Source organism: Pseudomonas sp. OTU5201, from assembly GCF_038440135.1.
Taxonomy (GTDB): Bacteria; Pseudomonadota; Gammaproteobacteria; order Pseudomonadales; family Pseudomonadaceae; genus Metapseudomonas; species Metapseudomonas resinovorans.
This window is the reverse complement of record NZ_JASATC010000009.1, coordinates 44,508-58,227: the sequence shown is the minus strand read 5'-3', so window position 1 is coordinate 58,227 and position 13,720 is coordinate 44,508. Positions and strand designations below refer to the sequence as shown.

At 62.8% G+C, this 13,720-nt stretch carries 10 protein-coding genes and 1 pseudogene; 6 read left to right on the top strand and 5 right to left on the bottom strand.

Annotated features, from left to right (window positions below; translation table 11 throughout):
• Positions 1-45 precede the first annotated feature (45 nt).
• Complete coding sequence (gene ftsZ / locus AAHM40_RS07815) at positions 46-1,233, top strand: cell division protein FtsZ (RefSeq protein WP_028628443.1); 1,188 nt, start codon at positions 46-48, stop codon at positions 1,231-1,233.
• 112 nt (positions 1,234-1,345) lie between these two features.
• Positions 1,346-2,257: a UDP-3-O-acyl-N-acetylglucosamine deacetylase gene (lpxC, locus tag AAHM40_RS07810; RefSeq protein WP_028628442.1), complete on the top strand. Its 912-nt coding sequence runs from the start codon at positions 1,346-1,348 to the stop codon at positions 2,255-2,257.
• Positions 2,258-2,330: 73 nt separating this feature from the next.
• Here lpxC and AAHM40_RS07805 read toward each other — a convergent pair whose 3' ends face one another.
• Positions 2,331-2,792, bottom strand: a complete 462-nt coding sequence (locus AAHM40_RS07805) for a DUF721 domain-containing protein (RefSeq protein ID WP_137821327.1) — start codon at positions 2,790-2,792, stop codon at positions 2,331-2,333.
• Positions 2,793-3,075: 283 nt separating this feature from the next.
• Between AAHM40_RS07805 and secA the strand changes: the two genes are divergently transcribed.
• From secA to AAHM40_RS07785, 4 genes are all read left to right on the top strand, one after another.
• Positions 3,076-5,817, top strand: a complete 2,742-nt coding sequence (secA, locus tag AAHM40_RS07800; RefSeq protein WP_342244140.1) for a preprotein translocase subunit SecA — start codon at positions 3,076-3,078, stop codon at positions 5,815-5,817.
• Between the two features lie 120 nt (positions 5,818-5,937).
• Positions 5,938-7,155 carry a bifunctional glutamate N-acetyltransferase/amino-acid acetyltransferase ArgJ gene (gene argJ, locus AAHM40_RS07795; RefSeq protein WP_342244139.1) on the top strand — a complete coding sequence of 406 codons (1,218 nt, stop codon included), beginning with the start codon at positions 5,938-5,940 and terminating at the stop codon, positions 7,153-7,155.
• 174 nt (positions 7,156-7,329) lie between these two features.
• Positions 7,330-7,968, top strand: a complete 639-nt coding sequence (locus AAHM40_RS07790) for a glutathione S-transferase family protein (RefSeq protein ID WP_342244138.1) — start codon at positions 7,330-7,332, stop codon at positions 7,966-7,968.
• Entirely contained in the window at positions 7,965-8,909 is a 945-nt protein-coding gene (locus AAHM40_RS07785; RefSeq protein ID WP_342244137.1) for a Nudix family hydrolase, read from the top strand. The genes AAHM40_RS07790 and AAHM40_RS07785 overlap by 4 nt, the downstream gene beginning before the upstream one ends.
• 107 nt (positions 8,910-9,016) lie before the next feature.
• Here AAHM40_RS07785 and AAHM40_RS07780 read toward each other — a convergent pair whose 3' ends face one another.
• The 4 genes and pseudogenes from AAHM40_RS07780 to AAHM40_RS07765 all read right to left on the bottom strand — a co-directional run.
• Positions 9,017-9,592, bottom strand: coding sequence for a cob(I)yrinic acid a,c-diamide adenosyltransferase (locus AAHM40_RS07780; protein ID WP_342244136.1), 576 nt, complete (start codon positions 9,590-9,592; stop codon positions 9,017-9,019).
• A gap of 1 nt (position 9,593) precedes the next feature.
• Complete coding sequence (locus AAHM40_RS07775; protein WP_342244135.1) at positions 9,594-11,612, bottom strand: sensor histidine kinase; 2,019 nt, start codon at positions 11,610-11,612, stop codon at positions 9,594-9,596.
• Between the two features lie 46 nt (positions 11,613-11,658).
• Positions 11,659-12,570 carry a putative 2-dehydropantoate 2-reductase gene (locus AAHM40_RS07770; protein WP_342244134.1) on the bottom strand — a complete coding sequence of 304 codons (912 nt, stop codon included), beginning with the start codon at positions 12,568-12,570 and terminating at the stop codon, positions 11,659-11,661.
• Positions 12,567-13,532 (bottom strand): annotated as a pseudogene (locus tag AAHM40_RS07765) (response regulator); the annotation flags it as partial. The gene AAHM40_RS07770 and the pseudogene AAHM40_RS07765, both read right to left, overlap by 4 nt.
• Positions 13,533-13,720 lie beyond the last annotated feature (188 nt).

Below are 13,720 nucleotides of genomic sequence, written 5' to 3'. Positions count from 1 at the left end.
GCGGTACGCAGTAGGCAAAAAACTAAAAAAGGAAGGAGAGGGGATATGTTCGAACTCGTAGATAATGTTCCGCAAACAGCGGTCATCAAGGTAATAGGTGTCGGTGGTGGCGGTGGCAACGCCGTGAACCACATGGCCAAGAGCAACATTGAAGGCGTCGAGTTCATCTGCGCCAACACCGATGCCCAGGCGCTGAAGAACATCGGTGCGCGCACCGTTCTGCAGCTCGGCCCGGGTGTGACCAAGGGCCTGGGCGCCGGTGCCAATCCGGAAGTCGGTCGTCAGGCTGCCATCGAAGATCGCGAGCGCATCGCCGAAGTGCTGCAGGGCGCTGACATGGTCTTCATCACCACCGGCATGGGCGGCGGCACGGGTACCGGTGCGGCGCCGATCATCGCCGAAGTGGCCAAGGAAATGGGCATCCTCACCGTTGCGGTGGTGACCCGTCCGTTCCCGTTCGAAGGCCGCAAGCGCATGCAGATCGCCGACGAGGGCATCCGTTCGCTGGCTGAAAGCGTCGACTCCCTGATCACCATCCCCAACGAGAAGTTGCTGACCATTCTCGGCAAGGACGCCAGCCTGCTGTCCGCCTTCGCCAAGGCAGACGACGTGCTCGCCGGCGCGGTGCGCGGCATCTCCGACATCATCAAGCGTCCCGGCATGATCAACGTCGACTTCGCCGACGTTAAAACCGTGATGGGCGAAATGGGTATGGCGATGATGGGCACCGGCTGCGCCAGCGGTCCGAATCGCGCTCGCGAAGCCACTGAAGCCGCCATCCGCAATCCGCTGCTCGACGACGTGAACCTGCAGGGCGCCCGCGGCATCCTGGTGAACATCACCGCAGGTCCGGACCTGTCCCTGGGCGAGTACTCCGACGTGGGTAACATCATCGAGCAGTTCGCTTCCGAGCACGCCACCGTCAAGGTGGGTACCGTGATCGATCCGGACATGCGCGACGAACTGCACGTAACTGTAGTGGCCACTGGACTGGGTGCGCGCATCGAGAAGCCGGTCAAGGTAGTCGACAACACCGTGCAGGCAGCCACTGTGGCCACCGCCACCGTAGCCACTCGTCCGGAGCAGCCGTCTGTCAATTACCGCGACCTGGATCGCCCGACCGTGATGCGCAACCAGGCACACGCCGGCGCGGCCACTGCGGCCAAGCTCAATACTCAGGATGACCTGGATTACCTGGACATCCCGGCATTCCTGCGTCGCCAGGCTGATTGATGATTTGTATCAGGAGCATTAGGGTGATTGGTGTTCAGCAAAGGGCGGTTCTGCTATTATCGCCGCCCATTGTTGAAAACAGTTCGCAACTTGCGCACAAGCGGCCAATGCCATGATCAGACAACGCACTCTCAAGAACATTATCCGTGCCACTGGCGTGGGGCTGCATTCCGGGGAAAAGGTCTACCTGACCCTCAAGCCTGCGCCAGTCGACACCGGTATAGTGTTTCGCCGTACCGACCTCGACCCCGTAGTGGATATCCCTGCACGCGCCGAGAATGTCGGTGAGACCACCATGTCGACCACACTGATCAACGGTGAGGTCAAGGTGGACACCGTGGAGCACCTGCTTTCGGCCATGGCAGGCCTGGGCATCGACAACGCCTACGTCGAACTCTCCGCGTCGGAAGTGCCGATCATGGACGGCAGCGCTGGTCCCTTCGTCTTCCTGATTCAATCCGCCGGCCTGCAGGAGCAGGACGCGCCGAAGAAGTTCATCCGCATCCTGCGCGAAGTGACTGTGGAGGAGGGCGACAAGCGCGCCACCTTCGTGCCCTTCGACGGTTTCAAGGTGAGCTTCGAGATCGATTTCGATCACCCGGTATTCCGCAACCGTACCCAGAGTGCGAGCGTGGACTTTTCCAGCACCTCGTTCGTCAAGGAGGTCAGCCGTGCGCGGACCTTCGGCTTCATGCGCGACATCGAGTTCCTGCGTTCACAGAACCTGGCACTCGGCGGCAGCGTGGAGAACGCCATCGTGGTTGATGAGAACCAGGTGCTCAACGAAGACGGCCTGCGTTACGAGGACGAGTTCGTCAAGCACAAAATTCTCGATGCGATCGGTGACCTCTATCTGCTTGGCAACAGCCTGATCGGCGAGTTCCGTGGCTTCAAGTCGGGCCACGCGCTGAACAATCGTTTGCTGCGCCAGCTCATCGAGCAGAAGGATGCCTGGGAAGTGGTGACCTTCGAGGATGCCAGGACTGCACCTATCTCCTACATGCGACCGGTAGCAGCCGTTTAAGCAATACCCTCTTTCCTGACTTCAAAGGCCACCCTCGGGTGGCCTTTTTTTATGTTCGCGCTTCGCTCATTGCTCAGTCTTGCGTTTGTGGTTTGCCGTGGCGCGCCAGGCGCTCCAGTGCTTCCCGCAGCCGGGGATCACTGACAGTGTCCGCCGTGGCTTGCAGGCTTTCCGCCGCTGTGGAAGACAGACGGCCCTCTGTCACTGGCGGACTGTGCGGGGTGTAACTCGGCTGGACCTTGAAGACGATCCTCTCCAGTCCGGCGAACGCGTCGAAGCCCTTGAGCTGCCGCAGCAGACGGGCCTGCTGATAGCGCAACCTTGTGGCCCAATGGCCATCGGTGACGACCAGCAGCAGCCGACCCTCGCGCCAGGAGGCGACATGGCAGTGTTCGCGGGCGGCAGGTTGCAGTTGGCTGGCGAGAAGCTGTTGCAGCTGGTCGATACGCTGCGCCTCATTGAACAGCGCCTTCAATGGCTTCTCCTCGCGCAGAAGCGCGGCGGGGGAGCGGGCGGGCAAAGGACGAAACGCCATGGTGAGTGCTTGAATGAGGGCAGGGCAGCCCATATTAACAGAGGGTACCCGTCACCACGGTGCGCGCGCGTCGTTCGATTGCTCGGACGGTCGATTTGCTGGCGTGTTCGTGGCAAGGCGCCATGGCCGGGGGCTGTGGACGCCGTCCTACGGAGACCGGGAAGTGCTCCCGCTTTCCTCGACAAGGAATCCGGGTAGAATGCCCCCTTCGCAAGCAGCCATGGCGGCTGCGCGGGCGACTCCAGGCCGCCCTCCATCCTAATGTGTGGAAGAACCTCTCTATATGTTTGCGCCCTTGTTGAAGAAACTCTTTGGAAGCAAGAACGAACGCGAAGTGAAGCGCATGGCCAGGGCAGTGCAGGCTATCAACGCGTTCGAAGAGCAGATGGTGGCACTGTCCGATGAGCAGCTGCGTGCCAAGACCGAAGAGTTCAAGGCGCGCCTGGGTAAAGGCGAAAACCTCGACCAGTTGCTGCCCGAAGCCTTCGCCGTGGCGCGTGAGGCCGGCAAGCGCGTCATGGGCATGCGCCACTTCGACGTCCAGTTGATCGGCGGCATGACCCTGCACGAGGGCAAGATCGCCGAGATGCGTACCGGTGAGGGCAAGACCCTGGTGGGTACCTTGGCGGTCTACCTCAACGCGCTGTCCGGCAAGGGCGTGCATGTGGTTACCGTGAACGACTACCTGGCCCGCCGCGACGCCAATTGGATGCGTCCCCTCTATGAATTCCTAGGCCTGTCTGTTGGCATCGTCACGCCCTTCCAGCCGCCGGAGGAAAAGCGTGCCGCCTACGCTGCCGACATTACCTATGGCACCAACAACGAGTTCGGTTTCGACTACCTGCGCGACAACATGGCGTTCAGCCTGGACGACAAGTTCCAGCGCGAACTGAACTTTTCCGTGATCGACGAAGTGGACTCCATTCTCATCGACGAAGCGCGGACTCCGCTGATCATCTCCGGCCAGGCCGAAGACAGCTCCAAGCTCTACATCCAGATCAACAAGCTGATCCCCCGACTCAAGCAGCACATCGAAGAGGTGGAAGGCCAGGTCACTCAGGAAGGCCACTACTCGGTCGATGAGAAAACCCGCCAGGTCGAGCTCAATGAGATGGGCCACCAGTTCATCGAGGAAATGCTCACCCAGGCCGGCCTGCTGGCCGAGGGCGAGAGCCTCTACTCGGCGCACAACCTCAGCTTGCTGACCCATGTTTATGCTGCGTTGCGTGCCCACACGCTGTTCCACCGCAATGTCGAATACATCGTGCAGAACGAACAGGTGCTGCTGATCGACGAGCACACCGGCCGTACCATGCCGGGCCGTCGCCTCTCCGAAGGCCTGCACCAGGCCATCGAGGCCAAGGAGAACCTGCCGATCCAGGCGGAGAGCCAGACCCTGGCCTCCACCACCTTCCAGAACTATTTCCGCCTCTACAAGAAGCTGTCCGGCATGACCGGTACCGCTGACACCGAAGCCTTCGAGTTCCGCCAGATCTACGGCCTGGACGTGGTGGTCATTCCCACCCACCGTCCTGTTGCTCGTAAGGACTTCAACGACCTGGTCTATCTGACCCAGGAAGAGAAGTTCTCCGCCATCATCACCGACATCAAGGAATGCCAGGCCAATGGTCGTCCGGTGTTGGTGGGTACCGCATCGATCGAGAGCTCGGAGTACGTTTCCCAGCTGTTGACCAAGGCTGGTATCGAGCACAAGGTGCTCAACGCCAAGTACCACGAGAAAGAAGCCGAGATCATTGCTCAGGCCGGACGCCCAGGCGCCGTGACCATTGCCACCAACATGGCCGGCCGTGGTACCGACATCCTCCTCGGCGGCAACTGGGAAGCCGAAGTGGCCGTTCTGGAGGCTCCGACGGACGAGCAGGTTGCACAGATCAAGGCCGAATGGCAGAAGCGCCACCAGCAAGTGATCGAGTCCGGTGGCCTGCATGTTGTCGCTTCCGAGCGTCACGAATCCCGCCGGATCGATAACCAGTTGCGTGGTCGTGCCGGTCGCCAGGGTGACCCGGGTTCCAGCCGCTTCTATCTGTCGCTGGAAGACAACCTGATGCGCATCTTCGCCTCTGACCGGGTGAAGAACTTCATGAAGGCGCTGGGCATGCAATCCGGCGAGGCCATCGAGCACCGAATGGTGACCAACGCCATCGAGAAGGCCCAGCGCAAGGTAGAAGGCCGCAACTTCGACATTCGTAAACAGCTTCTCGAATACGACGACGTGGCCAACGAGCAGCGCAAGGTGATTTACCACATGCGCAACACGCTGCTGGCCTCCGATGACATCGGCGACACCATCGCCGAGTTCCGCGAAGAAGTACTGAGCAGCACCGTCGATGCCCATATCCCGCCGCAGTCCATGCCGGAGCAGTGGGACATCTCTGGCCTGGAAGCTGCGCTGTACAGTGATTTTGGCCTGAAGTTGCCGATCCAGCAGTGGCTGGATGAAGACGACAAACTGTACGAAGAGACCCTTCGCGAGAAGCTCATGGCGGAGCTCCTGGCTGCCTACAAGGAGAAGGAAGACCTCGCAGGCGCCGAAGCCCTGCGTGCTTTCGAGAAACAGATGCTGCTGCGTGTGCTGGACGACCTGTGGAAGGACCACCTGTCCACCATGGATCACCTGCGCCACGGTATCCACCTGCGTGGCTATGCCCAGAAGAACCCGAAGCAGGAGTACAAGCGCGAGTCGTTCACGCTGTTCCGGGACTTGCTTGACTCCATCAAGCGCGACACCATCCGTGTCCTCTCCCATGTCCAGGTCCGTCGCGAGGACCCGGCTGAAGAAGAGGCGCGCCTGCGCCGCGAGGCCGAGGAAATGGCTCGTCGCATGCAGTTTCAGCATGCCGCCGCACCTAGCCTGGAGGAGCCCGAGATGGCCGAGGAGCAAGGTGACGTTGCCGTCGCTGCTGCGGTCGCTCCGGTGCGGGCTGAGCAAAAGGTAGGCCGTAATGAGCCTTGCCCTTGCGGCTCCGGCAAGAAGTACAAGCACTGCCACGGTCAGATCAGCTAAGGCCTTGCCGTAGTAGTTCCCACGCCGCGACCGGCTCTGCCGCTCGCGGCGTTTTTCCTGATATCCCTGGCCGCCTGCGCCAACCGCAGCCGGTCGCCTGCTGAAAAAGGAGCGCTTCCCATGGCTGTTGGTCTTGGCCCTCTGCCTACCCTGCACCCGGTACCCGGTTTCGAACTCGGCATTGCCTCTGCTGGCATCAAGCGCCCTGGGCGCAAGGATGTGGTCGTGATGCGCTGCGCGGAAGGCTCTACCATCGCCGGCGTTACCACGACCAACGCCTTCTGCGCCGCCCCCGTGCTGATCACGCGTGAGCGCCTGGAAGGAGACGTGCGCTACTTGCTGACCAACACGGGCAACGCCAACGCCGGCACTGGCCCTGATGGCCTGGCTCGCGCCCGCCGCGCCTGCGCCAAGCTAGCTGACCTGGCCGGTGTGGCTGAGGACGCCGTGCTGCCATTCTCCACAGGCGTGATCGGCGAGCCGCTGCCGGTCGAGAAGATCGAAGCTGCGCTGTCGGCTGCCCTGGCTGACCTGAAGGCGGACAACTGGGCCCAGGCTGCCGAAGGCATCATGACCACCGACACCCAACCCAAGGGTGCCAGCCGTCAGTTCCAGCACGACGGGGTGACCATTACCATCACTGGTATCAGCAAGGGTGCCGGCATGATCCGTCCGAACATGGCCACCATGCTCGGCTACATTGCGACCGACGCCAAGGTCGCCCGTGACGTGCTGCACGCCTTGGTGCGCGATGCGGCGAACAAGTCTTTCAATCGCATCACCATCGACGGCGATACCTCTACCAACGACTGCTGCATGCTGATCGCCACCGGCCAGGCCGCCCTGCCGGAGATCACGGCGGCCAGCGGCGAGTTGTTCGCCAAGCTCAAGCAAGCTGTGTTCGACGTATTCATGGAGATTGCCCAGGCCATCGTGCGTGACGGCGAAGGCGCTACCAAGTTCGTCACCGTGCAGGTCAACGGCGGCGGTAATCACCAGGAGTGCTTGGATGTGGCTTATGCAGTGGCCCATTCGCCGTTGATCAAGACTGCGCTGTTTGCCTCCGATCCCAACTGGGGCCGCATCCTGGCTGCCGTGGGGTATGCCGGCGTGCCGAACCTGGATGTGAGCAAGATCGACGTGTTCCTTGGCGAGGTGTGCATCGCCAGCCAGGGCGGTCGTGCCGCCACCTATACCGAAGCACAAGGCGCGGCGGTGATGGCCCGCGAGGAAATCACCATCCGTATCGAGCTCGGTCGTGGTGATTGCAGCGAGACCATCTGGACGACCGACCTGTCCCACGAGTACGTGAAGATCAACGCCGAGTACCGTACCTAAGCGCCCGTTCACGATCGGCTGCGTTTATGCGCAGAAGCTCATGAACCGGCCCCCTCGGGCTTGACCTGGCATTCCCGATTTTTATCCCCCGATGAAAATCGGGAATTTGCCATGGGCACAGGTAGCTTCCATGATCCAGCGAAACCCTGAGGAACTGGAAGAAAGGAGCTAGGCATGTCCCTGACACTGGTAATAGGCAACAAGAACTACTCGTCCTGGTCGTTGCGCGCGTGGTTGGCCATGGAATTGACTGGCTCGCCCTACGATGAAGTGCGCGTCCCGCTCTACCAGGCAGATAGTCGCAAGCGCCTGCTGACCTACTCGCCCACCGCCAAGGTGCCGGTGCTGCAGTCCGAAGATGGAGCCATTTGGGATTCCCTGGCCATCGCCGAATACCTCGCCGAGCGCTTCCCCGAGGCGCATCTCTGGCCCTTCGGCCAGGTGGCCCGTGCCATAGCCCGCGCGGTCTGTGCCGAGATGCACAGTGGTTTCGTCCCTCTGCGCAGCCACATGCCCATGGACATGAAGCGCAACCAGTCGCTCGCCGAGGTACCGGACGACGTGGCGGAAGATATCCGTCGTATCTGCGCCATCTGGGCTGAATGCCGCTCGCGCTTCGGTCAGGACGGCCCCTACCTGTTCGGTCATGCCAGCATTGCCGACGCCTTTTACGCGCCGGTGGCCAGCCGCCTGCGCAGCTATGCCGTGGAGCTGCCGACCGAAGCCGCGGCCTATGTCGACACCATCTACCGGTGGCCTGCCTTCCAGCGCTGGTATCAGGCCGCCTTGCAGGAAACGGAGATCATCGAATGAAACGAGTGCATGTGGCGGCCGCTGTGATTCGCGGCGCCGATGGCCGGGTGCTGATCGCCAGGCGCCCGGACGACAAGCACCAGGGCGGTCTCTGGGAGTTCCCCGGAGGCAAGGTTGAGGAGGGCGAGGCAGTGCAGGCAGCGCTCTCCCGCGAGCTGGAGGAGGAACTGGGCATTCGCGTCAGTGCGTCCCGGCCACTGATCCAGGTTCACCACGACTACCCGGACAAACAGGTGCTGTTGAATGTCTGGGAAGTCAGCGCCTTCTCCGGCGAACCCCATGGCGCTGAAGGCCAGCCCTTGGCGTGGGTCTCGCCCCGTGAGCTGGGGGATTTCGAGTTCCCGGCCGCCAACAAACCCATCGTGGCTGCTGCGCGTCTACCGGACCGCTATCTCATAACCCCGGACGACATCGAGCCCCAGGTGCTGTTGGCTGGACTCCGGACTGCCCTGGCCGACGGTGTGCGCCTGGTCCAGCTGCGAGCCCCGAAGATGTTCGATGCCCAGTACCGCGACCTGGCCGTCGATGTGCAGGGTCTTTGCGCCGGCAAGGCACAGCTGATGCTCAAGGGCCCGCTGGAGTGGCTGGGCGACTTTCCCGCAGCCGGTTGGCACCTGACTGCCGAGCAGCTGCGCAAGTACGCGCCCAATGGCCGGCCGTTTCCCCGCGAGCGTTGGCTGGCGGCGTCCTGCCACAGCGTCGAAGAGTTGCAGTTGGCCGCGGCCATGGACGTGGATTTCGTCACCCTTTCGCCAGTTCAGGCGACCCAGACCCACCCCGACGCCCTGCCGCTGGGCTGGGAGCGCGCGGAAGAACTGCTGCGAAGCTTCAACCAGCCGGCCTTCCTGCTGGGGGGCGTTGGCGCTCGGGACTTGGAGCGTGCCTGGCAGATCGGTGCACAGGGCGTGGCGGGAATTCGGGCGTTCTGGCCGGCATCGTAGGTTGGGCCGGGCTTCGTGAAGCCCAACCAGGGGATGGCTGAAGCGTCGGCTTTCGCTTGGCTCAACGCCAACCTAAGGCCGGTCTTCAACCTGCTTGGCGCTTGACGTCACTGCTTGCTGGCCGCTTGCCACAGCACTTCGTCCACGCCTTGCCGCCGGGCGATCTGGCGTGCAGCGACGAAGAGCAGGTCGGAAAGTCGGTTGAGGTAGGCCAGCAGCTCCTCGCGCAGCGGTTCTTCGTCGTTCAGGGTTTGCGTGCGGCGTTCGGCGCTGCGGGCGAAGCTGCGGCAGACATGGGCCTGGGCCACCAGGCGCGAGCCGCCGGGGAGAATGAAGTTCTTCAGCGGCCCCAACTCATCGTTCCAGTGGTCGATCGTGGCTTCCAGCCGTTCGATCTCTTGCTTCTGCACCACTTGGTACTCTGGCATCGCCAGTTCGCCGCCAAGGTCGAACAGGCGGTGCTGACAGGGCGCCAGTACGTCAATTACCTCGCCCAGCCCAGGCCAGCGCTCCAGACACTCGGCCAGCTCAGCCAGCAACAGGCCGAGCTGGCTGTTCAGGGTGTCCACTTCGCCAATGGCCTCGATCCGTGGGTGGTCCTTGGGGACGCGACGACCGCCGGACAGGCCGGTTTCGCCCTTGTCGCCGGTGCGGGTGTAAATCTTGGAAAGGCGGTTGCCCATCTCAGGCTCCTGCGTCTGTGGCGCTGGAAGTGAGCGGCAGGCGCAGGGTGAAACAGGTGCCTTGACCGGGTTTGGACTGCACTTCCATCTGGCCCTTGTGATTGTTGGTAATGATGAAGTAGGAAACCGACAGCCCCAGTCCCGTGCCCTGGCCGACTTCCTTAGTGGTGAAGAAGGGCTCGAAGATGCGCTTGCGCACATTCTCGGGGATACCCATGCCGGTGTCCTCCACCTGGATTTCTGCCCACGGCGGACTCAGGCGGGTGCGCAAGGTGATGCGTCCTTCCTCGTCGTCCTCGCGCAGGTGAATCGCCTGGGCGGCGTTTTTCAACAGGTTGAGCAACACCTGCTCCAATTCGTTGGCAGTGCCGGGCACCGGCCCTAGCTTCGGGTCGAATTCACGGACGATCCTGAGGCCTTTGAAGTCGAAGCCTTCCGTCAGATCGAAGTCGTTGCTGGCGATTTCCAGCGCCTGGTCGATCAGCACTGGCAACTGGCAGGGCGCGAGCTGGCGATTGCTGCGCCGGCTGAAGGCAAGCATGTGGGTCACGATCTTCGCTGCTCGGGCGCCGGCCTGATGGATGTCGTCCAGCAGCCTGGGGACCTCGCGGGCTTCCAGATACTGGCTGACGGATTCCAGGCTGATGCCGTTGATGGCGGCCTGTTCCTGGTTGCGGTCGAGTTCCGGGGAAATGCGCCGGCGGATGTTCTGCACGTTGTGCAGGATCGCACCCAGGGGGTTGTTTATCTCGTGGGCCATGCCAGCGGCCAGGCCACCCACCGAAAGCATTTTTTCCGACTGCACCATCAGCTCTTCCATCGACAGGCGCTGGGTAATGTCGTCGATGCGGATCACCACGCCGCGCCCAGTGCCGCCCATCAGCGGGTAGAACGTCAGGGCGTAGTGGTGGACGTTCTCGTCTACCAGCCAGCTTACGCGTTCCACTTTTTCCACCTTGTGCTTCTCGGCGGTCAGGCGGATCTGCGGTAGGAACGGTTTGAGTGAAGGGAAGGCGAGGAATACGGGCTGGTTCAGCGCGTCGTCCATGGGCGTGCCGGAGAGGGCGCTGGCCTCTTGGTTCCACTGGGTGACGTAGAGCTGCTCGTCCAGGGCGATAAGCGCCGAAGGCATGGAGTCGATGATGCTGTTGAGGTAGTTCTGGAAACCGGTCAGCTTCTTCTCGATTTTGCTGCGCACCTGCACTTCCAGCTCCAGCTTGCGGTTGGAGTGGCGGGTTTCCTCGGCCAGTTCATGGGCCTGATCGAAGGCGGCTTGGGCGTCGTCGCGGGCACGTTTGAGTTGCTGTTCGCGGGCTTCTATTCGGCTAAGCATGGTGTTGAAGGCGTCAGCCAGGCTGCCGATCTCGTCACGATTGCCACGGGGCGCGCGCAGGGCATAGTTCTCCTCGCGGGTCACTTGACGCGACAGTTCCTCCAGGCGGCGAATGGGCCGGGTGACCATCCGCCGGATCTGCCGTGCGACCAGCAGCCAGAGCAGTACGCTGCAGGCGAGGATCGCCAGGCTTGCGGTCAGGGTGCCGGTGTAGAACACGCCAGGCAATTCGCTGGAGGCCACCAGCAACAGGTGGCCGGCGGGTTTGCCAGGCATCGGCAGCTCTGCAAGGTGGCTCGTGCGGAACTCGTGCAGGCGCCACGCGGGAATGTCACTGGCCGTCAGCGGCAGGTCGAGTTGGGCACCGCGCTGCAGTTGGGCCAGCAGACGGCCGTCACTGTCGTACAGGGCCGCAGCACGCAGTGGTGTGTAACCGTCCAGGCGCTGCAGCATCTGCTTGGCGTTCTCTTCCGAGGACAGCGCCTCAGGACCGACGGCCGACGTGGCGAAGAGGCGGCCAAGGGTTTCCAGGCCCTGGGGCGCGACGCTTTCCTGGGAAATCCAATAGGCGGCGCTGATGAAGGCCAGATTGGCAATGAGCAGGACAGTGGCAAGCAGAACCAACAGAGCGGCGAGCAGTTTGCGGCCGACCGACAAGTTATCGAGGCGCTGACGCAGGCTGTTCAAGGGGGCAAGTATCCGCGGCTGGGCTGAGGGGCAGGTTAGCGCGGGCTCAGGTGACGGGCAATCCGCTCTGCTGCAGATGGGTCTTGAGGCGTGTGTGCAGCCTCTCCAAGTGCGGCAGGCTCAGCCGGTGGCGAGTGGCGGTGGCGCAGGCGTGGCCGAGCAGGTAGCTGATTTCGGTGCGGCGGCCGTGGGCGACATCCTGGTACATGGAGGAGTAGTTGGCCGCGGTGGCCTGGATCACCCGCAGCACTTCTTCGTGCAGTCCATCGGCGGCATCCGGCTGGCCGCAGCGTTGCAGCAACTCGGCCAACTCGACGCAGAGCACGCTGACCTCTGCGGGGTGCTCGAGCAGGCCGCCATTGCGGCAGTCGTACAACACGGTCAGGGGGTTGATGGCGCAGTTCAGCGCCAGCTTGCGCCATAGGCGCGAGAGGATGTCCGGCGTCCAGCCATAGGGGATACCGGCTTGTTCAAGTTCGTTCAGCCAGATGGGCGCGGCGGGTTGTAGCGGGTCGCCGAGCCAGGTGAATCCATGGCCGGCGAAGACTACGCGCCAGTCCCCGTCGCGAAAGGCGCCTTCTGTGCTGGAGGCAAGCACGCAGCGCGTATGGGGGAGGCGCAGGGCCACGGCGTCCTGGCTGCCCAGGCCATTCTGCAGCAGGATCAGCTCGGCGCCAGGAGAGAGGTGTGGCAGTAGGGGCTGGACCGCAGCCTCGGCGTCGTAGGCCTTGCAGGCCACGAGCAGGCGGCTGATGGGGCTGGCGGTGCTGGGCAGTTCCGCGGGAATGGCGTATTGGCCTGCCTGGTCCTGCTCCACCAGGGTCAGGCCGCCGGCTGCTTCGTATGCCCTGAGGCGGGCGCGATCACGCAGGATCAGGCGCACCGGCAATCCGGCTCGCGCCAGGCGGGCGGCCCAAAGGCTGCCCAGGCTGCCGGCGCCGAGGATATGCCAGGTCATGGCTGTGGCAGGCGTAGGGCGGTGACGCGACCGCTGGCGTGGGCCTCGGGCAGCATGGCGCTGGCCTTGTCCAGCAACTCCTCGACATCCAGCGGTAATGCCTTGGTGTCCAGACCGACCAGGGCGATGCCTGCCTTGAGGGTGATGAAGCCTTCGCTGGTCTTGAAGGCTTTCAGGTTCAGACCTTCATGCAGACGACGGAAGCTGCTCGGCGAGCACTCATGGAGGTCGTCGAGCAGGGTGATCAGACCGAAGTGGTTGTCGTCCAGCCGGGTCAGCACATCCAGCGGGCGTACCAATTGCTGCAGGCGGCGGGCGACGCCGTGTAGCAGCTCGTTGTAGAAGGTGTCACCGTACTGCAGACGCAGCTTCGGCGCGTCCAGCAGGCCGATCAGCAGGTAGCACAGGGCGCCGCCACGGGACTCCACCTGGCGCAGGCTATCGGTCAGTTTCTGCCGCAGGTAGCGCGGGTTGCCGAGTCCGGTGAGGGAGTCCACCAGGTTGCGCTGTTCCAGGCTGGCGATGTTCTGGGTGAGCAGGTGGTTTTCCTGCAGCAGGCGCTGCAGGGTGTTGCATAGGCGGTCGGCCGCGTAGATGCGCGGAACCAGTTGCTCGCTCATGGCCGCCTTGCTGATGAAGTCGTCCACCCCGCGGTCGAAGGCTTCGCCCAGGACGTTCTCACCTTCCTTGCCGGTAAGCAGGATGATGTAGCTGTAGTGGTCGGTCATCTCATCCAGCTGGCGCACGCGTGCGGTCAGTTCCAGACCGTCGATCTCGGGCATCAGCCAGTCGGCGAGGATAACGTTGGCAGGCTTGTCTTCCAGCAGTTTCAGCGCTTCGCTGGCGCTGCTGGCGAATCGCAGATCCTGGTAACCGGCCTGGCTCAGGGTGCGGCCGATCATGGCGCTGGAGAACTTGGCATCGTCCACCACCAGGATACTGAGATGAGGGTTGGGCATGTGGCAGGCTCGCAAGGAGAGTGGGACAGCAGGATGTGGCGTTATGATATCAAGCCTTGTTCGGATTGCCTTGTCGCCCCACCGTTCTGCCGGTTTCGGAATGCTGAGGGATGGCCTCCAGAAGGCGGCGTGTCGCTCGGTTATAATGGATCCGCATTTTTTACCGTCAAGCCAGGCGCTTTCATATCCGT